The sequence below is a fragment of the Moraxella atlantae NBRC 14588 genome (assembly GCF_001591265.1).
Classification (GTDB): Bacteria; Pseudomonadota; Gammaproteobacteria; order Pseudomonadales; family Moraxellaceae; genus Faucicola; species Faucicola atlantae.
Genome location: NZ_BCUL01000007.1, coordinates 57917 through 79391, shown reverse-complemented (window position 1 = coordinate 79391; position 21475 = coordinate 57917). Strand labels below are relative to the sequence as shown.

Here is a 21475-nt window from a genome sequence, read left to right as displayed (position 1 = left end):
CTTTTTCTCCCATCTACCATAAAATCTGAGCGCGTAAGTCATGCGCGCGGTTATAAAGCACTGTTTATCAATAACTGTTATAGCAAATTGGGGGAATTTTGCCAAGACTTGGTGACCAATCGGTGAAAAATTCTCATGGAGGTTGGTGTGGTGCACGCAACCATCAGCGCACACGATTGGCGATTAGATCGTTTTATACTGCAACGCTGACGATTTTTGCCCAATCAAACAGCAAGCCTGTGCTGCTGACTTCTTTGGGATAGCCACGTGGATTCACCACCACATGCGTGTGTCCTTGTTGATAATCAAACGCTTCATGCGTGTGCCCGTGTATCCATAATTTGGGCGCGAAATCTGCTATCATCCAATCACTTAAATCCGTAACAAACCCAGCGTTACTGGCAAAATCCTTGTACTGCTCAGACACCGAGCAGGGGCTAACACTGTGATGGGTAATTGCCACGCTTGGCATACCATCGGCGGCGGCTTTTTGCAAGGCCGTTTTGAGCCATGCGCGCTGCTGCAAATGCAGCGCCACACTATCGGCAGGCATAAATGGGCGACCATACGCGGTGATTTCACGATAATCGCGCATGGTTTGCGCTGCCTTAGCTAGCGTATCAGGCTGCGCGTTGTAGGTGTAATCTGTCCACAACGTTGTACCCAACAAGCGCACGCCTGCCACGTCCACCGCATCACATTGCAAAAACGTCACCCGTGTGCCTGCAGTGAGTTTACGCATGATCGCGTCTTGCTCGGCGATATCTGCGCCAAAATAATCGTGATTACCTGCGATGACAAACAGCGGCTTTTGCAAGCGCTCGGCTTGGGCAATCAGCCATTCGACGCCCACGATGTTGTTTGCCGTATCGCCTGCCACAATGATGGCATCGCAATTCACGTCAGGAATTTGCCCAACAGGCAAGCCGCGCCGCGCATAGCTATCGATATGCAAATCGCTGAGCACCAAAAACCGCACTGCCGCCATGGATGGTATCCTGCTAATTTTCTGCTATTGTCAGGCAAAACACATAAAATCTAAACACGCGCTGGCAAATCGACAACAATTTGTGCCAATTTTGCCAATGGGTCTTGCGCTTGGGTGATCGAACGCCCGATCACCAAATAATCTGCACCCAACTGTAACGCCTGCTGCGGTGTGCAAATGCGGCTTTGGTCATTGGCTGCGTCATCCGCCAGTCGAATACCCGGTGTCACCAGCAAAAAATTTTGCCCGCACGCTTGGCGCAATCGCCGCGCCTCTTGTGCCGAACACACCACCCCATCAAGCCCTGCCTGCTGCGTGAGCTTTGCTAAGCGTTCAACGTGCTCATCAATGCTTGCTGTCACGCCAATACCTGCCAAATCTGCCTGCGTCATCGACGTTAGCACCGTCACCGCAATCAGTTTGGTGCGGTAGCCTGCGTCTAATAGCCGCTGCTTTGCCGCGTGCATGGCAGTATAGCCTGCACTGGCGTGCACATTGACCATCCACACACCCAAGTCCGCCGCCGCAAGCACCGCCTGCGCTGTGGTGTTAGGGATATCATGAAATTTTAAATCCAAAAATACTTCAAACCCACGGCCGTGCAAGGCTTGGACAAAACCTGCACCATAACGGGTAAATAATTCTTTGCCAACTTTAACGCGGCAGAGCGTTGGATCTAACTTATATGCCAATGCCAAAGCTTGGCTATCAGTCATATTATCCAACGCAACAATAATCGGCGAGCGCACGGTACTTAAAGATTGAGTAGCAGAAGACATAGATACACTTTATCGCTTAATAAAATCTTTAGATCTAAAAAATGGCTTAATACATCGATAAGCCATTTTTAAACAACATTTGTATGGTAGCAATCAGCGTCTAAACAGTAGGATTATTCACCGACAGCGGAATACCTGCATTGCGGCTTTGGTTGAGGTGCTGCTCATAATTGCTTTGGGTTTCAACCAATTTTTGCTGAGCTGCTGCCAAATCACGCAATAGGCGTTGGTTCTCGGCACGAATTTGAAACACACGAAATAACATCAGTGACATCAAAATCCCAGCCAACAAACCCAATAATAAAGTCAAAATCAGCATCAAACCCAATGCCATCTGCGGCACGGTACTAAATAACAAGTTCACCATCACAGGCTGGCTATTAGCAAATACCAAAAACAGCCCATAAGCAATGATTAAACCCAACAAAATCGACATGATAACGCGCATATAGGTATCCTCAAACAATGATTGGCTAAACCAATTTTAACAACCACAATGTTGTGATTTTTTAATCTGTTATTTAAACCTGTTATAAATAATCTAATTATACATAGTTTAGCGCAAGCATAGCGTAACATGACAACGTGTTTTTGTGACAAGTGTTTACCAAACTCACCCATCACAGCTTTGGTGTATCATGCTTTGTCGAATTTATTGACTTGTTCGCGCAATGCTTTACCAGGCTTAAAGTGCGGAATAGCCGTGGCTTTGACTTCAACTTTTTTGCCCGTTTTAGGATTGCGCGCGGTACGGGCATCGCGATAGTGCAAACAAAAACTGCCAAAACCGCGCACCTCAATGCGCCCGTCACGGCATAAAGTTTGCGCCATCAAATCAAACAGTTTTTGCGCCGCATCTTCGACCACCTGCTCTTCTAAGCCATCGCACTGGCTGGTCAAATTTGCGATTAGATCCGATTTATTGACAACTTTTTGCATACGCCCTGCCACAATACACACTTGTAGGTGTCCCAATTTAACTGCTTAACTATCTAATTGGTTTGGCTCATGTTAGCCTGTGTTAAGCTTACAAAAACATACCAATTGCTACATAGTATAATCAAATTTTAAGCAAACGCCTATACATTTACCCACAAGATTTTCATGCAATTTGGTTTTATTGATAAAATTTTGTTTGTTAATTGCATGAGTTTGGCGATTTAAGCACATGGGTATTAAGCACATGGGTACTGCTTAAAAAACGCTCTAAAACTGTTTCTTAAAGATTGTTTAGTGATATAATACAGTCCTAATAATCAAAGCCTATTGGGTTGAAATGTGTGGATATTTGCCCAATTTATAGACTGGCTTTGGCTAATTTGGCTGAGCCGAACTATGAGAAAATCGCAGCTTGGCATGAATGTTGCAGCGAAATGCAGCAGATAAACGAGGTTGGTGGCGTGATCGCGCTTGCCTGTCCTAACTCAATATTGAGGTTTGTATGAATGCAGATGGTCAAAAAACGCGCAACGTAAAATGGTTGAGCGGTTTAATCTTAGCAAGTAGCATGATGCACGCGCAAGCGGCAGATTCACTCAATTTAGACTACGTGCTCACCGAGTTATCTCGTCAGCACAACAATGCTTCAGATTTGGTTAAATCCGCGCGCCAGCCTGCCAATACCTCACTTGCACTTAGCAGTCCGCTATTTAGCCAAGCCAAACCTGCGCCAACCAACGATGGCGACAGCGATGTGTTATCGCGCTTGACGGCGATTGCATCAAATACGGTTAGCCGCTTTACCCAATCAGGTATAGCATCGTCCTACGGGCGGCAATTTCATGGTGGTAAAACCACCAACGGCGATACCTTTGACCAAAACGCCCTAACCGCTGCTCATGCGTCATTACCGATGAATTGCTATATCAAAGTAACCAACAAGTCCAATGGCAAAAGCGTGGTGGTAAAAGTCAATGACCGCAAGCCATTTTCAGGTAACCGTGTGGTGGATTTATCCTATGCCGCTGCTAAGCAAATCGGTATCAGCAATGCAGGTTCAGGCGATGTCTTGATTGAGCGCGTTGCCGACCCCGCAGGTTTATAATTTTATCATGTCTTATCGCGTGTTAAATGTCTTCAAACGCGCTATGAATGGCTTGCTCAAGCCGCTCTACCCCAATAATTGTTAAGCCTCTAAACTGCTCAAGCTGTGTTTTGGGCATGTTTGCTTTGGGCACGATGGCGTGGGTAAAGCCGTGTTTGATGGCTTCTTTTAGCCGCTCTTGCCCGTTGGGTACAGGGCGGATTTCTCCTGATAAACCCACCTCACCAAATACCGCCAACGTATAAGGCAACGGCTTTTCTTTAATGCTCGACGCACACGCCAACAACACGGCTAAATCTGAGCCCGTTTCAAGCACTTTGACCCCACCGACGACATTGACATATACATCCTGCCCACTGGTATGAATGCCGCCATGACGGTGCATGACCGCAAGCAGCATAGCAAGCCGCTGAAAATCTAGCCCAATCGCCATACGGCGTGGCTGCCCTTGTGCGTCATCGACCAAGGCTTGCACCTCAACCAAAAGCGGACGCGTGCCTTCACGGCTGATCATCACCACCGAACCTGCCACAGGCTGATCATAACGGCTTAAAAAAATCGCTGATGGGTTAGCCACTTCTTTGAGCCCCGTGTCGGTCATGGCAAAAATACCTAGCTCATTGACCGCGCCAAAACGGTTTTTGACCGCGCGAATCATGCGAAAACGGCTGTCCGACTGCCCCTCAAAATACAGTACCGTATCAACCATATGCTCAAGCACACGCGGGCCTGCCAACGCACCCTCTTTGGTAACGTGCCCAACCAAAAACAACGCTGTGCCCGTCTGCTTGGCATAGCGCGTCAAAATCGCCGCCGACTCACGGATTTGGCTGACTCCACCTGGGGCAGATTGGATGGCTTCGGTGAACAACGTTTGAATAGAGTCAATCACCGCTACCGCAGGCTGTAATTGGCTCAACACTTGGCAGATTGCCTCAACGTTGGTTTCTGCTAGCACCTGCAAGCGGTCATTGGGCAAGCCAAGCCGCTGCGCGCGCATGGCAACCTGTGACAAGGACTCTTCACCTGTGACATACAACGCACTGCCTGCTAGGCTGTCATTTTGCGCCATGTGCACGGCGGTTTGTAGCAAAATCGTCGATTTGCCGATGCCAGGATCACCGCCAATCAATACCACCGAACCTGCTACCAGCCCACCGCCTAGCACGCGGTCAAACTCACTGACACCTGTCGGCAAGCGCGTATCAAGCGTTAGTGGCACAGCATTCAGCGGCATAACGGCAGAATGTTCGCCTGCATAGTTGCTGGTCTTTTTGCCTGCCGTGGCTTTGTGGTGCGGCATGGCGGCAACGGTAGGTGCTTCGATAAGGCTGTTCCACGCACCGCAATCGGCGCACTGCCCCGACCATTTACCAAATACCGCGCCGCATTGTTGGCAGATGTAGCTAGACTTGGCTTTTGCCATCTTTGGGTGATTCCTCGTTTGGTTAAACCGTTTGCCTCATGCTATGGCGGCCATATTTTACCCACCCAGTTTAGGTAGCTTAGTCGCCAATCGCTCACGCAAATTCGTGGGATAAATTTTTGCTAGATTTAAGTGTGGCTTGGTGCAACTATTTTTTTAGCATTCAAACGACTTTTAAAAAAAATTATAATTTTTTGCTATTTAGCCGTCAGTAAACGCGCGCGTAGTACGTCATACACCCAATAAAAGATAAACCCATACACCAACACCGTCAGCGACATTGCCACGTCTAACATCAACGCTTGCCAAACGCCAATGCCTAGCACCCACATCACCAGCGGCAAGGTAAAACACAACAATCCGCCTTCAAAACCGATGATATGCAGCGCGCGCAACCAAATCGGGCGGTCAAGTTTGTCTTGCGTAAACAGCCGATCAAACAATAAGTTATAAACAAATGTCCACACCATCGCCAGCAAAGAGATGCTCAGCAACATTGCCCAGACTTGCCAGCCGTTGCCCTCATCGGTGTGGTGGTCAAACACTTGCACCAAACCAAACGACAACAACAGCGCAATCGCTTCGAACAATATCGCTTGTCCGATGCGCTCGGCAATAGACATTGGCGGCTGACTCACCGCATGGTTGGTCGGCAAATTGGGCGAATTCATCGCGCCTTGCCACTACACGACAAAGTCTTCACCCAAGTACACCTGCCGCACCAAAGCGTTGTTTAAAATCTCTTCTGCCGTGCCATCGGCAATAATCGCGCCTTCACTGACGATGTACGCTTTTTCACAAATTGCTAAGGTTTCGCGCACATTATGGTCAGTAATTAGCACCCCAATGCCGCGTTGTTTGAGGGTCAAAACCACGTCTTTGATATCGCCGACTGAAATCGGATCGACACCTGCAAAAGGTTCATCCAACAAAATAAATTTAGGATTTGATGCCAAACAGCGCGCAATCTCACAACGCCGCCGCTCACCACCCGATACACTCAGACCCAACGAATGACGCACATGATTGAGGTTAAAGTCAGCAATGAGCTGCTCAAGCGTCTGCTGCTGCTCACGTTTATTCAAATCGCGCCGCGTTTGCAAAATCGCCAAAATATTTTGCTCAATGGTGAGTTTACGAAAAATTGACGCTTCTTGCGGCAAGTAGCCAATGCCAACTTGCGCGCGCTCAGGCATCGTCAAACGTGAGATGTCCTGCCCACCCAAATGGATTTGTCCTTTATCCATTGCCACCAGCCCAACGACCATATAAAAACTGGTCGTTTTGCCTGCGCCATTTGGTCCTAACAGCCCAACAACTTGCCCCTGCTCTACCGAAAACGACACATCTTTAACTACCCAGCGTTTGCCATAGCGTTTGGCAAGGTGCTGCATAACCAGATGGCTGTTGGCGTTTGTGGTGGGCGTGGTGTGCTGTGGCGACGTGGTGGCGGATTTTGACATATCCACCCCTTAGCGGCGCAAGCCAACACGGTTGCTATCTTGCGGTGGGAATACCAACTCAACACGCTGACTGTTGCCTGCTGTGGCTTCGATGTCACCAACTTTGAGACTATAGCGGATGACGTTGCCCGAAAAACTGCCGCCGTTTTGGGTTAGCTTGGCATTGCCTGTTAGGGTCACGATGCCTGTTTTGACGTTATAATCAATGCGATTGGCTTGCCCTTTTGCCAAGCCTTTTTCTTGGGTGACAATTTGCTGAATCGTCGCTGGGCTGCCAGTCGCTACCGCGCTGTCAATCGCGCGCGTTGGGGTGAGATTAACGGTTAGATTTTCTGCCGTCATCTTGAGTGTGCCTTGGGTTATGCTAACGTTGCCGCTATAACTGGTCACGCCTGTGCGTTCGCTGTAGGTTGCCTTATCGGCAAGCAAACGTATGGGCTGGTTGGCATCCGATGGCAACGCATGGGCACTCAAACTAACAGCCACCAACGCACCCATCGCGCCAAGTTTTACAAGCAATGGATGGGCAAAAACACGATTAGTCAAGCAAGCAGGACGCATAGGCAACCCTTATAAAGTTTTTATCTTGGCAATGTTTACAGCAGGCAAGCGAATCAAATCGCGCCAAAAAATTTTGGCTTGATCAAATTTAGTGGGGTAAATCACAAAAATTTCAAGCAATTTAGACCAACGTACTATCCTGTCTGATGCAAGCGCCGTCTGATGCAAGCGTTAATAATTGGCAACGGGCGATTGATTGGGTGGCATAAACTGCATCTGTACGCGCTCAAACGCGTAATCACCTGTTGCTGTGTCTGCGCTAAATCGCGCTGCATCAAAGGCATTATTGCCTTGCTCAACGTGAATCGGTTGCTGGCTGCTCAATGTTTTGCGATTTAAATCACCCACCCAGTCTTGCCCAGTTAAGGTCAGATCAGGCTTGCCATCGGCGGTATGGCTGCGCATGGTGATATGATCTGCCAGCACAATTTTTTGGGTATTTTCATCCAACTGCGCGTGCTTGGCGGTAATGGTCACGGTCTGTGCGTTTTGTGGATTGCGCCAATTGAGCTGCAGATTATCCAGTGCCGCCACCTGCGCTTGTTGATAATGCAGCACGCGCGCGGCATTAACACGGTAATTAATCGCGCCGTTATCGTCGGTTTGCAAGCCCTGCACATCGGTGGCTTGGTAGTCGATATCAGACGGTTCAAGGTTTAGATTGACCAACGCTGTGCGGTTTTCATGATAAAAGTACGCCGCCACCACAAACAGCATCACACCAAGCACCAACAGCACTTTATTTGACACAATTTGCCTTAATGGTTAGCAGCTGTGTGATTATCTTGTGCGGCGATATCGTTGACCTGCGTACTGGTCACCGCGGCTTCATCAGACAAAAATTTTGCCAAGACCGTTTCATAATTGCCTGTGGCTTTAAGCAGTAAGTCACACAATTCGCGCACCGCACCATGTCCGCCTGCGCGTGTCGTCACCATATCCGCGCGCTTGATGACCTCATTGTGTGCATTGGCGACTGCGACTGCAAACCCAACCGCTTGCAAGGCTTTGATATCCACCCAGTCATCACCGATATACGCGCACTCTGCCAACGTGATATCCGTATCTGCCAAAATCTCTTGCAGTGCGGTCAGCTTATCGCTGCGTCCTTGTAGATAATAGTCGATGTTTAACTCTTTGGCGCGTTTATCAACCATTGCCGATTTTCGCCCTGTGATAATCGCAGTCTTAAACCCTGCTTTGTGCAAGCATTCGACACCAAAACCATCTTGCACGTCAAAACACTTGGTCTCATGCCCGTTTTGGTCATAGATGATTTGCCCGTTGGACAACACGCCGTCAACATCCATCACAAGCAGTTTAATTTGGCTGGCTTTGGTCATCAAATTTTGCATGGTGTTTTCTCTTTTTTTGATGTTAAAATTTTTAAAAAATTCAATCTAACTAACGCCTGCCTGTAGCAAATCGTGTAAGGTCACAATACCTGCCAGTGTATTGTCGGCATGCAGTACTAGTAACTGATTGATTTTGCGATCATTCATCAAGGTTAATGCGTCTGACGCACGGGTATTGGCTTCCACGGTTTTGGGCGACGCGGTCATCACCTGACCGATAGGCGTGGTCAGTGGCAACTGCCGCTCAAGGCTTCGGCGTAAATCGCCATCGGTAAACACGCCGACCACTTGCGATTGGGTATTCACAACCACTGTCATACCAAGCCGTCCACCTGTCATGCTAAATACCGCATCGTTGAGCGTGGCATTGTCATGCACGATTGGCAAGTTTTCGCGATCAGTGTGCATGATATCTTTGACTTGAGTCAAAAGCTTACGCCCCAACGCGCCAGCAGGGTGTGACAGCGCAAAATCCTCTGAAGTAAAATGCTTGCTGTAAACCAACGCCACCGCCAGCGCATCACCCAATGCCAAGGTTGCGGTGGTGCTAGAAGTTGGTGCCAGCCCCAATGGGCAAGCCTCTTCAGACGCGCCCAACGTCAAGGCGACATCTGCTGATTGTGGCAAAATCCCACGACGGTCACGGCTGATGCTGATTAGCGGAATATTGAGCTTTTTGACGACAGGCAAGAGCGTGCGGATTTCATCAGATTGCCCCGAATTGGAAATTGCTAAAAGCACATCCCCTGCCACCAACATACCCAAATCACCATGCCCTGCTTCGCCTGGATGCATAAAAAACGCAGGCGTACCTGTAGATGCAAACGTCGCTGCGATTTTGCGCCCGATCAACCCCGATTTACCCATACCTGTCACCACCACACGCCCTTGGCAATGCTCCAACAGCTGACAGGCGGTGATAAAACGCGTATCTAGTTGATCAATGAGTAAATCCAACGCCTTTTGCTCGGTGCGAATCGCGGCAATAGCGTGCGTGAGATAGTCTTCATCGCGGTGCGGTGCAGTGGTATAGGCTGCGTTGGGGTCAAGAGAAGTTACAACAGGATCGGACATAGTGGCAAAATAATCGACAGACAATAGATTTTTGTTAAATAGCACAAACCACCCCCAAGGTCGTTGATACTATTTGGCTATTTGGTTGTTGATTTGCACAATGGCTTAATCGCTGCCATCATAACGCAATTGGGCACAATTTTCACCCCGTTTTATTTACGCTTACTGCCTTGTTACCAAAAAGCCTTGTTACCAAAAAGCCTTGTTACCGAAAGCCTTGTTACCGAAAGCTTAGTAAAAAAGCCCGTAGCAGGTACGGGCTTTTTAGCAGTCAAACAGCGCAATGATTTAACCATTAAAAATTTTCTTGGTTGTCATCGCTGCTGCTGTCATCGTCGGTGTTATCGTGATTTGGCAGGTTGCTGTCAAAGTTGCGCTCGTTGTCATAGCCACCATCAAAACCGCGCTCACCAAAGCCGCTGCGGTCATAGCCACCACCAAAACCACCACGGTCATTGTGATTCATACTACCGTAGCCGCCGCGTGGCTCATTGTCATAGCCGCTATCAAAGCCGCGTTCGCCAAAGCCGCCGCGCTCAGCACCAAAACCGCCACGACCACCAAAGCCGCCACGACTCACACCGCCATAGCCTTGCCCTTGGTCAAAGCCGCCGCGCTCGTAGCCCATGCCAGCTGCTTGCCCAAAACCGCCCGTTGGCATAGCCCCAGCCGTCCGTGGGTTACGCGCAGGTACCACGGTTGAGATGGCGTGTTTGTATACCATTTGGCTAACGGTATTTTTGAGCAATACCACATATTGGTCAAAAGACTCGATTTGCCCTTGTAGCTTGATACCATTGACCAAAAAAATCGACACAGGGATGCGATCTTTACGCAATGAGTTCAAAAATGGGTCTTGTAAAGTTTGACCTTTAGACATATCTATCTCCAAAATTTTATCGCGTCACGCCCAGTGGCTCAACGCCTTGTGGTTATATCATTGATTAGTTTTTAAGGGTTATCAATGCATTACAATCTTTATCTGCTAGCGGCATAAGCAAGTCGGCTAGCTTATACTTAATGGACGGATTTTATTAAACTTATATAGCATTATTATCACGCTTGTCACTCAAGTTAGCATTTAAATATGCGCGATAAGTCCGTATTGTGCACCGAAGCAAAACCCTTGTCAAGTTACGGTAACAAATCCCTAAATATGCTCAAGTTTTTTAAATAACCCAAGTGGGGCAGTTTTGGTTTATTTTTGCTCAAATGCTTAGGCGGTGATCGGCGTTATTATGCCGTATTTAACTTACCCAATGCTGTAAGTTGGCAAAAAATTGTTGATAATTTGTTGCTAGATTTTCGGCTGACTATGCTCATAAAAAATCGCGCATTTGTTGCACATCAGCAAGCGTATATAGGCGGTGCTGCGGCGCTAAATTTAGCTGATTGAGCTTGCGTAACCAGGTGTATTGGCGTTTGGCAAGCTGACGGGTGGCATACAAGGCTTGGTCTTGCATGGTTTGATAGGCAGCGTGCGTAGTTGGGTCGGTTGATTGGCGTAATTGATTGGCTAAGCTTGTCGGACTGTCTGCCAGTTTTGCCCAGTCACCTGTCAAAACCTCAGGCGCAACCGTTTGCAAAAACTGCCACACCTGCCGATAGCCAACGCTGCGCATCGATGGCAAATCAGCGTGTAAATCATAACGCTGGCATAGTGCAATGACTTCTGCCAACAATCCTGCCTGCCACATCTGGGTCAATCGCTGCTCGATGCGTGCATGCAGCCAAGCGCGGTCAGGCAAAACGGCAAAAATCTGCCATGCCTGCGCAGGGTTATCGGCAAGGGCGTGACTTGGTTCGGCGTGCCAGACACTAAGCGGTTTGCCCGTTTGCCAATACACTTCAAGCGCACGTCCAATGCGCTGACGGTCATTGGGCTTGAGGCGGTCGGCGATCGGCGGGTCGATACGGCGCAATTCTGCATACAATGGTTCGATGCCCTCTTGCTGCAAGCGCGTGTTGAGCTGTTCACGGATAACGGGGTCAGTCGGTGGCAGGTTGCCGATACCTTGTAGCAGTGCCATGTAATACATCATTGTGCCACCAACCAGCAGTGGCGTTTTGCCTTGCGCGTGGGCAGCAGCAATCTGCTCATCGGCATCTGCAACAAACTGCGCCACGCTGTAGCTGTGGTCGGGGTCGATGATATCCACCAGTGCGTGTGGATAATGCGCCAATTCATCACGACTCGGTTTTGCCGTGCCGATATCCATATCACGGTAAATCAGCGCCGAATCGACAGAGATCAGCACATAGTTACCCGTATCAAACAATTCATACGCCAACGCGGTTTTGCCGCTGGCGGTGGGGGCAATCAAACAGATGACGGGCTGCATGGTGTGTGCTCACGGAATGTTGGGGTTGTTGTCATTAGCAGCCAGTCGGTCAATGCCTCAAGCGAACGCGCGCTAAGTGTATGGGTATTTAAATCCGCAAGCGTTGGCTGGGTGAAACCGTGCCAAACCTCGCTTGGCAGCGCATAAAGCTGCTGTTGACACAACACCAACACGACGTTACCGTGTTTGGGGTGGTCAATTTCATGCAAAAAAATCATCGCAGGCGACTGTTGCCCAGTGACCACGGCAGCTTGCTCAGTGGCTGTGGCTTTGGCTATGGCTTTGGCTGAGGTTGTAGCAAAATTTGTCACGCTGTCAGCATCAGCCAGTGTAGCAGACGTTTGGTAAGCGGTTTGCGGCGCATTGACTTGTTTAGTCGCCAAGGTCATACGCGCGGCTGGATAAGGCTGAATGCTAGCCGTTGGGCTTGCTGGTGTGTGCTCAGCAGCGGTCGGCTGGGCTGGGCTGAATGTTAGTCGTTCAGACAGAGCTTTGAGCTGACCTAGCACCGCGTGCTGCAACCGTGCCAAAATATTGGTTAAAGGCTGGATTTTGACTTGCTGCTTGCTGGGGTGGATATTGACGTTAATCCAATCGGCTGGCAAATTAAAATTGAGTGCGTAGCCAAGACTCGGCAAATCGGCTTGACGGGCGGCTTTTTGCAAGGTTTGGCTGATGGCAACGTCGCTAACCAATCGCTGATTGATATACAACAGCCGTGGCAAAGCACTACCGCTATCGGGCGCGACAAACAGCCAGCCCGATACCTGCGCGTTGTCAGCATGAAAGTGGGTTAAATTTGCCAAGGATAAGCCAAACTCGTGTGCAACAGGCGCAAGCGGCAAACCCAATGCCTGCTCCAAACGCAGCAACGGTAACATCGGTGTGCCTTGTTGGCTGTCCGCTTTGGCAAGGCGTAAGCGCGGTTTGCCTTGGTGGTACAGCGTAAAATCAATATCCGCAAAGCCAATCGCTAGACGTTGCACCACTTGTTCAATATGCGCAAACTCGGTCGTTAAGCTTTTAAGGTGTGAGCGACGCGCAGGCACATTAAAGTACAGATCGCGCACCGTGACCGTGGTGCCTTGGGTTTTAACAATCGGTGTGATGCGCGCTTGGCTCGCCTCGCTGCCATCAAGCACCAAACGCTGCCCGATACCGCTGGTATCATGGCTGCTGGTTAAAGTCAGGTGCGCCACCGCAGCAATCGATGCCAATGCCTCACCACGAAAGCCCAAGCTATCAATGCCTGTCAGCTCGCCCACATCGGCAAGTTTGCTGGTAGCATGGCGCGTCACCGCCAGTTGCAAGTCATCAGGATGAATGCCCTGCCCATCGTCGCAAACTTCAATCAGCCCCAGTCCGCCTTGCTCAATGCGAATATCAATGTGCGTCGCGCCCGCGTCGATGGCATTTTCGACCAACTCTTTAACCACCGATGCAGGACGGGTGACAACCTCACCTGCCGCGATTTGGTTAATCAGTAAAGGCGATAACTTGTGAATACGATTTGACATTTGGTTTAAAACTTACTTACAAAACTTCAACCATCGGCGCGTGACAACGTTACCTGCCGTGCTTCACTGCCTGTCACACGCTGTATATCAATCAGCCAATCAGGCGATGGTAAGTAGCCTGCAGCACGGCTTGCCCACTCGATGATGACCAAGCTATCTTCAGTAAAATAATCTTGAAAGCCGATAAATTCCAATTCTTCAGGATCATTGAGGCGGTATAAATCGGCATGATATACAGGCTTGATCGTACCGTCAGCTTGGTGGATGCGGTACGGCTCAACCAAGCTAAACGTCGGGCTTTTGACTGCCCCTGTATGCCCCATCGCCTGTAGCCAATAGCGCGTCAAAGTGGTTTTGCCTGCGCCCAAATCGCCTGCCAACCACACGCTACCTGTCAAGTTCATGTCGGCAAGCACTTTGGCAAAGGTTTGGGTGTCGGTTTCACATGTTAGCATGACTTTTTGCATATCAACCCTATTTTTGCATATCGACCCTATTTTTGCATATCGGCCCTGCATGGCGTGGCGTCATATTTGATTTCAACGCACTGTTGGGCAATGACTTAAGGCCGCAAGCCCCACCAGTTGCTCAGCCGTTAAAACAGATTTTCACCAGTAGCAACGTATGTCGTAGTCACCGATATCATCGGGTCTTTTTTCATGAGATATGGGTTTTTGCGCTGTGATTGAACGGATAAACGCATATTTACCATCAGTCATTTTGATTGTCTATCACTTGCAAATCCACCTGCGGATTGACAAATCTTTCACCATTGATCAATTTGTCATACATCAGTGGATCTGTCCACTCAGCCTTGACCTGCTCGCTAAATTCAAAATCGGATAGTTTTAACGCTCCCATGTGCGCATTATCGACATCTTCGGCAAAGCACTGCGCGTAGCCTGTTGCTGTCTCATGCGCGATGACCGAATACACCTCGACATCTGCCTCACCGTTTTGCATCTGGGTTTGCTTGAGGATTTCACGCGCCCAAAAGAAAATCACCCGACTAAACTGCTCGGCAGACGGCGACACAGGCAAGCTAACCCAGCGTTGGCTAAACTGTTTACACGCGCTAATATAATCGGGATTATCTTGGTTCCAAAAACAAATGGCATGGTCAAAACTGTCGATGATGTCTTTAATTGCGCCTTTGAGCAGTCCAAAATCATACACCATCTGCCCATGGTCAAGCCGATTGGCCTGCAAAATCAGCTCGATTTGGTAGCTATGCCCATGGATTGAATACTTGCAGCGTGTTGAGCTACAGTTACGCACGATATGGGCATTTTCAAATTTAAACAGTTTACGAATTCGCATGGTTTTTTTTGAGTCTTATAAACAAGTTAGCGCAGCGCGCGTTTAAGATCTTATTATACGATGTTTGCCGTGCTTTAGCGAATGTTGGTCTTAGGTGATTTCATCAGGCGGTATAAATACTGGTAATTTTTTATTTTTTGCCCAAAAAAAGTGGACATAGGTGTGCATGTTTAGCAGCTCTGGCGGGCAAAAAGTGTGCTAAAATCTTAAAATTGGGCGACTTAAAATCATTGACAAATCGGGGGTAAAATGATTACGGTGCTATTGGTGGATGACCACGATTTGGTACGCATGGGCATTAGCCGTATGTTGGCAGACAGTCCCGACATTCAAGTGATTGCCGAAGCTGCCGATGGCGAAACGGCAATTCGGCTTGCCAAGCAGCTCAAACCCGATGTCGTGCTATTGGATGTCAATATGCCGAATTTGGGCGGGCTTGAGGTCACCAAACGCCTGCTGCACAATGACAAACAGTGCAAAATCTTGGCGGTCAGTGCGCTGGCAAATCCGCCATATCCTTCGATGCTGATTAAAGCAGGTGTGAGTGGCTATATTACCAAAGGTACACCGCTTGATGAGATGATTAAGGCTATTAAAAAAGTTGCCCAAGGTGGGCGGTATTTTAGCGCGGATGTTGCCGAACAATTGGCAGATATTTTGCTAGCGGATAATGTAGGCTCACCGTTTGATTTGTTAAGCGAACGCGAGATGCAAGTTGCCATGATGGTGGTGAATTGCCAAAGTCCGCAGCAGATTGCCGACCAGTTATTTGTCAGCATCAAAACCATCAACACCTACCGCTATCGGATTTTTGAAAAACTTAACATCGATAGCGATGTTAAGCTCACCCACCTTGCCATGCGCCACGGGCTGATCCAGCCGTAAGCCTGTCACCATGATCACCAACCCGTCATTTTCCTCACAGCTTACCGTCGAGCGGCGCACCGACCAAGCCAAACGTCTAAGCTTGATTTATAACGTATATCGCTGCTTAATTGGTGCGTTGTTTTCGGTGAATTTTTTGATATCGCTAAATTGGCAGAGTGGTTCACCGTTTGAGGACTTAAGCTATGCGTTGATGTTGGCGGCATTGCCATCGGTGGGTTATTTGGTGTTTGGTGTGGCATTTTTGGTGGGTTATCGCTACAAGCGTCACAACGATGCCATGATGGCGGCGTTGATCATCGATAGCCTTGCACTGACGGTTATGCTGTATATCAATGGCGGTACAGATTTGCAAGTGATCTTGTTGCTGTTGGTGCTGGTGGCGGCGGCGTTTATGTTGGTACGCACCAATCAAGCGATTTTGCTGACGATTTTTGCGTTGGCATTGGTGATTTATCAGCAGTATTATCCGCTGCTTAAAGATGCCTCTGTCGAAACGTTCAACAATGCGGCGTTGGTGGCGGTAAGTTTTTTGGTGGTGGCATATTTTAGCCACAGTCTTGCCAAGCGTCTCAAACAAATTGAGCATTTATCCGCACGCCAGACCGCTGAAGTCAATGCGCTAAACGCCATTAACCAAAAAATCGTCCAAATCATTGACCAAGGCATGTTGGTGGTATCGCATGATTTAGATATTGTGTTAGCCAATGACGTCGCCAGCCGTCAGCTTAACCTAAACCAGCCGCTGGCAACCTATCAGCTTGCTACGTTGTCACCTGTACTGGCGTATGCGCTCGCGCCTGTCATTACCGCACCCGAACATACCTCGGTGGTGACGCTGACCGCACCCGATAATACCGCGCCATCGACACCAAGCAATAGCCACAGTAACCAAAGTTTAGATTATCGTGTGCGCGTGACCCAACTTGATCATCAGCTTGATGACCAATACGCGTTGGTGCTGCTTGAGGATCTGCGCCGTGAGCAAAGCCGCGCCCAACAGCTTAAGCTTGCCTCATTGGGGCAATTGGGAGCCAGTATTGCCCATGAAATCCGCAATCCATTGGCGGCAATCAGTCAAGCTAGCCAACTGCTGCTTGAAGATAGCCAGAGTCATAACGGCTCGGTCAATAGTTTGAATGATGAGCAACACATGCTGCTTGACATGGTGTATCAGCAAACGATACGCGTTAATCACATCGTTGAGGATGTCTTGCGCCTATCGCGTCAGCAGCCACCTCAGCAAGCGTTATTGACTGCCTGCACATGGCTACGCGCATTTATCCATCAGCATTATGCTGACCAAAATGTGGCACTTGATTGCCGTACCCAAGTAGCGTTTTGGTTTGACCCCCAACAGCTTGAGCAAGTGTTGGTCAATTTAATCAATAACGGGCTGCGCTTTAGTCAGCGGCATACGGGCACGGCGTGCGTGCGCCTTAGGGTGTATGACGCAGGGCAATACGTGCACATTGATGTGCTTGATACAGGTGCAGGGGTATCTACTGCCAATCTGCCGTATTTGTTTGACCCGTTTTTTACCACCGACAATCAAGGCACGGGGCTTGGGCTGTATTTGTCACAGGCATTTTGCCAAGCCAACCGAGCCTCGCTTGATTATATTGCCTATCATGCCCCCACCTGCTTTCGTATCAGCTGCCCGATGGCTGACGGCTAGCACGGTAACCACTCAGCTTTTCTCACCAACGCTTTAGTGCGGATCGTCTTCATAAGTGTAGTAATGCGTCGCGCTGAGATCGACGCTATCGATACGGTCAGGACTTGGGTCGCGCCCTACGCCATTATTGCCCAAATCGTCAGGCTCAAGCTCTTCACGTTTGGTCGGCGTACGCTGACGATTGGGCACAGGGGGCTTGATGCGTGCGTCGTTATTATAGGCAATCAAGGCTTCGTTATCTGCCAAAAAGCTATCTGGATTTGCCATGACCCACATTTGGTTAAAAATCTCTGCACGCGCTGATAAATCCAACAACACGCCTTTTTCGGTGAAATAATAAAACTTAGATAGCAGCTTGATGCTGCCATCGTCCATGCGCCGTGCGATATGATACGGGCGCAAATCTTTGGGATGATCAAGCCCCACCGCACCAACGATGGCTGCCATCGCTTTTAAGGTATTTTTGTGAAAATTGTACACGCGTTGGGCTTTATCGGGCACATCAAGCGCGCGCTGACGATACGGGTCTTGTGTCGCCACACCCGTTGGGCATTTGTTGGTGTGACAGCTGCGTGATTGAATACAGCCAACGGCAAACATAAACCCACGCGCCGAATTACACCAGTCCGCGCCAATAGCAAGCATACGCGCGATATCAAACGCTGATATCAGCTTACCGCTCACACCGATTTTGATCTTATCGCGAATGCCTGCGCCCACCAGCGTATTGTGCACCAACAAAAACCCATCCACCAGCGGCATACCGACGTTGTCCATAAACTCAACAGGCGCAGCCCCCGTACCGCCTTCTGCGCCATCAATGACGATAAAATCAGGATAATTGTCCTCTTCTAGCATTGCCTTGACAATGCCCATAAACTGCCACGGCTGCCCCACGCACAGCTTAAAACCAACAGGCTTACCGCCCGACAGCTCACGCAGCTGTTGCCAAAAGCGCACCAACTCGCGCGGCGTTTCAAACGCTGAATGGCTAGCAGGTGAGATACAATCTTTATCCATTGAAATGTCACGCGTTTCGGCGATTTCTGCGGTAATTTTTTCTTTGGGTAACACGCCGCCTTTACCGGGTTTTGCGCCTTGCGACAGCTTGATTTCAATCATCTTGACCTGCTCAAGCCGTGAGCGTTCGGCAAATTTTTGCGCGCTAAACGTACCGTCATGGTTACGACAGCCAAAATAACCTGTGCCAAGCTCCCAAATCAGATCGCCACCGTGTTTTTTATGATACGGGCTAATCGCGCCCTCCCCTGTGTCATGGGCAAAGCCGCCCAACTTCGCGCCTTGGTTGAGTGCCTCAATCGCTGCCGCCGATAGACTGCCAAAACTCATGGCAGAAATATTAAACACGGAAATATCATACGGTTGTAAACAGCGCGCACCGCCAACCCGAATACGAAAATTGGTTTCTTTGAGCGGATGGCTAAGCGTAGACTGCAAAAACCATTCTTTGCCCGACTGATACACATCTTCAAGCGTACCAAACGCATTGGTATCACTGACATTTTTGGCGCGTTGATACGCCAGTGCGCGCTGCTGACGCGAAAACGGCACTTGTACTTGGTCATCCTCAAGCAGATATTGGCGAATCTCGGGGCGAAAATTCTCCAATACATAGCGCACGTGCCCCGACAGCGGATAATTGCGCAAAATCGCGTGTTTATCCTGCACAATATCATAAATCCCCAACGCAATGCCAACCAACCCAAGCCCAATCAGCCACCATTTGAGCAGCACCAACCCCAGCAACAATACCACAAACGCCAGCGCAAACACGCTATAGCGCAGCAACAAACCTTGCAAATACGGTTCTTTGTGCTTAGGCTCGGCTAATACGTCCACACGTTGGTCAGTCATACACATTCCTTGCACGCAACATCAAGGCACAGCGCAGTCAAACGCATGCCAGACACAGGCGAATTTGGCTAAAACAATGAAAAATAACTAGGTAAGATTAGGTAAGACGGTCACCACAGTGACCAAACACGCCTGATCAACACATTTAAAAAATCAACACATAGACAAAAACAGGCGCGTATAGCAATCTATTGTGCCACACTTTAGATGACAAACCTATGTCATTTAGACCAAATGTATGACCCAACTGGTAGACTCGCCATGCTTGATTTTGCCCAACCATCGCCCAATGACAAAAAAAAGTGGCAAAAAAATCATAAAAAATTTCGCAAACCGCTTGACGTGCGCCCGACAAATCCGCATAATATGCGCCTCAACCAGCACGGACTGGTAAGGCGATGTAGCTCAGCTGGTTAGAGCGTACGACTCATAATCGTAAGGTCCCGAGTTCAAGTCTCGGCATCGCCACCATATTTTTTCTTTTTTATAAAATTTGATAAAATAAAAAAGATGGTGACTAAAGCCCTGTTTTTTAGCAGGGCTTTTTTGTTGTCAATTATTTTTACCTATTCTAAAAACCCATGGCAAAATCCGCTGCTTGTGGCAAGTTTTACGTTTTGTCACATGACATTGCATGACGTTGCTGTTATATTTTTGGCGCGTGATGGCAATTTTGCCCCACCTCATTTTGTCAATTTTTGCTCTGTGGTACTTGTGTTATGTTGAATTTTCGCCGATTTTCGCCCACCAAACTGGTTTTGCATCTAACAGGCTATAGCGCGTTTGCTTTGCTTGCCGCCTCATGCAGCACGCCCAAAGCGCCGACGTACCCTGCCCCACAGCCAATGCCGACGCAGCCGCCAGTGGTCATCGTACCAAAACCGCCCGTTGTGGTGGTGCAGCCGCGCCCTACACCCGTACCAACCCCAGCACCTGCGCCTGTGATGCCGCGCTATGGTAGCTTTAGCGAGTGGAAAATAAGCTTTGCTCAGCGTGCCAGCCAGCAAGGCTACAATCGGCAAGATATTGAGCGTTTGTTGGCAAGGGCAGATTACAATGAGCAAGCGATCACGCTTGACCGCAGCCAAGCTGAATTTGTCAAAATGCCGTGGGACTACGTTGATAGCGCGCTATCGAGTGGGCGTGTGAGCGCAGGACGCAGCAATTACGCCAATCAACAAAGTCTATTGAGTCGTATCGAAAACCAATACGGTGTGCCTGCGTCTATTGTTACTGCAATTTGGGGCATGGAGTCATCGTATGGCAAGGGCACGGGCAATAGCAGCCTACCAAGCAGTCTTGCAACGTTGGCGTATGACGGACGGCGCAAGGCATTTGCCGAAGAGCAGCTTTTGGCAATGCTACAGCTGGTGCAGCGCGGTGATGTCGATTGGTCGCAGCTAAAAGGCTCGTGGGCAGGCGGCATGGGACACACCCAATTTATTCCACAAACGTGGCTTGTTGAAGGCGTCGATGGCGATGGCGATGGGCACAAAAACCCATGGAATATGGCAGACGCGCTGTCCTCAACCGCAAGCTATCTAAGCCGCTCAGGTTGGCAACGCGGTGTCGATGCGGTATACGAGGTGCGCCTACCTGCAGGTTTTGATTATCGCAACCTAGGTAGCAAAAAATCGCTGGGTGAGTGGCAAGCGCTTGGCGTGCAGTTTATGGGCTATCCAAGCAACCGCTCAGCGCAAGCCGAATTGTGGTTACCTGCAGGCAAAGAAGGACCTGCTTTGCTGATAACCAACAACTTTAATGTGATTAAAGTCTATAATAATTCATCCAACTACGCGCTGGCGGTTAGTCTACTGGCAAAAGCCATTATCGGGCAGCCGACCTTGCAGCAAGATTGGCCGCGCTACGAACAACCATTGGCAAATTATCAAGTGCGCCAGTTACAAGAGCGTTTGACAGCGCAAGGCTTTGACACGCAAGGTACCGATGGCATCGCAGGCAATAACACGCGTATGGCGTTTGCGCGCTGGCAAGCGTCGCGTGGACAAATTCCTGATGGCTTTATTAGCCAACGTTCTGCCGCGCCGTTGATTGGATTTTAATCAACCAATCTGTTTGACCACTAAAAAAGCGTTATTGGTCTGCAATAATGCTTTTTTTTGCAAGAACCATTGTCATTTACGACCAGTTTTGCACTACCATGCGGC

At 49.1% G+C, this 21475-nt stretch carries 21 protein-coding genes and 1 tRNA gene; 5 read left to right on the top strand and 17 right to left on the bottom strand.

Annotation, left to right across the window (positions count from 1 at the left end; translation table 11 throughout):
* Positions 1–193: 193 nt before the first annotated feature.
* From MA2_RS05880 to MA2_RS05865, 4 genes are all read right to left on the bottom strand, one after another.
* A complete protein-coding gene (locus tag MA2_RS05880; protein WP_067057885.1) occupies positions 194–988 on the bottom strand; it encodes a metallophosphoesterase in 795 nt (264 codons plus the stop codon).
* Between the two features lie 50 nt (positions 989–1038).
* The gene (pyrF, locus tag MA2_RS05875) at positions 1039–1767 is read right to left on the bottom strand and encodes an orotidine-5'-phosphate decarboxylase (protein ID WP_067057883.1); all 729 of its coding nucleotides are present in this window, start codon (positions 1765–1767) and stop codon (positions 1039–1041) included.
* Between the two features lie 100 nt (positions 1768–1867).
* A complete protein-coding gene (locus MA2_RS05870; protein ID WP_067057881.1) occupies positions 1868–2215 on the bottom strand; it encodes a lipopolysaccharide assembly protein LapA domain-containing protein in 348 nt (115 codons plus the stop codon).
* 188 nt (positions 2216–2403) lie between these two features.
* A complete protein-coding gene (locus MA2_RS05865) occupies positions 2404–2706 on the bottom strand; it encodes an HU family DNA-binding protein (RefSeq protein ID WP_067057967.1) in 303 nt (100 codons plus the stop codon).
* Positions 2707–3208: 502 nt separating this feature from the next.
* Between MA2_RS05865 and MA2_RS05860 the strand changes: the two genes are divergently transcribed.
* Positions 3209–3811, top strand: a complete 603-nt coding sequence (locus MA2_RS05860; RefSeq protein ID WP_067057878.1) for a septal ring lytic transglycosylase RlpA family protein — start codon at positions 3209–3211, stop codon at positions 3809–3811.
* Between the two features lie 22 nt (positions 3812–3833).
* Here the strand turns inward: MA2_RS05860 and radA are convergent, their stop codons facing one another.
* The 12 genes from radA to MA2_RS05800 all read right to left on the bottom strand — a co-directional run bounded on the left by radA (position 3834) and on the right by MA2_RS05800 (position 14869).
* A complete protein-coding gene (gene radA, locus MA2_RS05855) occupies positions 3834–5237 on the bottom strand; it encodes a DNA repair protein RadA (protein WP_067057876.1) in 1404 nt (467 codons plus the stop codon).
* Positions 5238–5434: 197 nt separating this feature from the next.
* The gene (locus MA2_RS05850) at positions 5435–5908 is read right to left on the bottom strand and encodes a PACE efflux transporter (protein WP_245945301.1); all 474 of its coding nucleotides are present in this window, start codon (positions 5906–5908) and stop codon (positions 5435–5437) included.
* Positions 5909–5920: 12 nt separating this feature from the next.
* The gene (gene lptB / locus MA2_RS05845; RefSeq protein ID WP_067057963.1) at positions 5921–6631 is read right to left on the bottom strand and encodes an LPS export ABC transporter ATP-binding protein; all 711 of its coding nucleotides are present in this window, start codon (positions 6629–6631) and stop codon (positions 5921–5923) included.
* A 78-nt stretch (positions 6632–6709) separates the two neighbouring features.
* Positions 6710–7198: a lipopolysaccharide transport periplasmic protein LptA gene (gene lptA, locus MA2_RS05840; protein ID WP_172459201.1), complete on the bottom strand. Its 489-nt coding sequence runs from the start codon at positions 7196–7198 to the stop codon at positions 6710–6712.
* A gap of 234 nt (positions 7199–7432) precedes the next feature.
* Positions 7433–8011, bottom strand: a complete 579-nt coding sequence (gene lptC / locus MA2_RS05835) for an LPS export ABC transporter periplasmic protein LptC (RefSeq protein ID WP_079352212.1) — start codon at positions 8009–8011, stop codon at positions 7433–7435.
* A gap of 8 nt (positions 8012–8019) precedes the next feature.
* Positions 8020–8616 carry a KdsC family phosphatase gene (locus tag MA2_RS05830; RefSeq protein ID WP_079352213.1) on the bottom strand — a complete coding sequence of 199 codons (597 nt, stop codon included), beginning with the start codon at positions 8614–8616 and terminating at the stop codon, positions 8020–8022.
* Between the two features lie 45 nt (positions 8617–8661).
* Positions 8662–9735 carry a KpsF/GutQ family sugar-phosphate isomerase gene (locus MA2_RS05825; protein ID WP_373279755.1) on the bottom strand — a complete coding sequence of 358 codons (1074 nt, stop codon included), beginning with the start codon at positions 9733–9735 and terminating at the stop codon, positions 8662–8664.
* A gap of 250 nt (positions 9736–9985) precedes the next feature.
* Positions 9986–10570, bottom strand: a complete 585-nt coding sequence (hfq, locus tag MA2_RS05820; protein WP_067057867.1) for an RNA chaperone Hfq — start codon at positions 10568–10570, stop codon at positions 9986–9988.
* Between the two features lie 439 nt (positions 10571–11009).
* Entirely contained in the window at positions 11010–12032 is a 1023-nt protein-coding gene (gene miaA, locus MA2_RS05815; protein WP_067057865.1) for a tRNA (adenosine(37)-N6)-dimethylallyltransferase MiaA, read from the bottom strand.
* The gene (mutL, locus tag MA2_RS05810; RefSeq protein ID WP_067057863.1) at positions 12011–13549 is read right to left on the bottom strand and encodes a DNA mismatch repair endonuclease MutL; all 1539 of its coding nucleotides are present in this window, start codon (positions 13547–13549) and stop codon (positions 12011–12013) included. The genes miaA and mutL overlap by 22 nt, the downstream gene beginning before the upstream one ends.
* 26 nt (positions 13550–13575) lie before the next feature.
* Entirely contained in the window at positions 13576–14004 is a 429-nt protein-coding gene (gene tsaE / locus MA2_RS05805; RefSeq protein ID WP_245945300.1) for a tRNA (adenosine(37)-N6)-threonylcarbamoyltransferase complex ATPase subunit type 1 TsaE, read from the bottom strand.
* 256 nt (positions 14005–14260) lie between these two features.
* Positions 14261–14869, bottom strand: a complete 609-nt coding sequence (locus MA2_RS05800) for a 6-pyruvoyl trahydropterin synthase family protein (RefSeq protein WP_067057860.1) — start codon at positions 14867–14869, stop codon at positions 14261–14263.
* A 249-nt stretch (positions 14870–15118) separates the two neighbouring features.
* Between MA2_RS05800 and MA2_RS05795 the strand changes: the two genes are divergently transcribed.
* On the top strand, positions 15119–15754 hold the full coding sequence (locus MA2_RS05795; RefSeq protein ID WP_067057858.1) for a response regulator: 636 nt from the start codon (positions 15119–15121) through the stop codon (positions 15752–15754).
* Between the two features lie 10 nt (positions 15755–15764).
* The gene (locus MA2_RS05790) at positions 15765–17432 is read left to right on the top strand and encodes a sensor histidine kinase (protein ID WP_067057856.1); all 1668 of its coding nucleotides are present in this window, start codon (positions 15765–15767) and stop codon (positions 17430–17432) included.
* Positions 17433–17465: 33 nt separating this feature from the next.
* Here the strand turns inward: MA2_RS05790 and MA2_RS05785 are convergent, their stop codons facing one another.
* A complete protein-coding gene (locus MA2_RS05785) occupies positions 17466–19307 on the bottom strand; it encodes an FMN-binding glutamate synthase family protein (RefSeq protein ID WP_067057854.1) in 1842 nt (613 codons plus the stop codon).
* A gap of 394 nt (positions 19308–19701) precedes the next feature.
* Here MA2_RS05785 and MA2_RS05780 point away from each other — a divergent pair.
* Both MA2_RS05780 and MA2_RS05770 read left to right on the top strand, forming a co-directional pair.
* Positions 19702–19778, top strand: a tRNA-Met gene (locus tag MA2_RS05780).
* Positions 19779–20026: 248 nt separating this feature from the next.
* The gene (locus tag MA2_RS05770) at positions 20027–21370 is read left to right on the top strand and encodes a lytic murein transglycosylase (RefSeq protein ID WP_067057849.1); all 1344 of its coding nucleotides are present in this window, start codon (positions 20027–20029) and stop codon (positions 21368–21370) included.
* Positions 21371–21475: the final 105 nt, after the last annotated feature.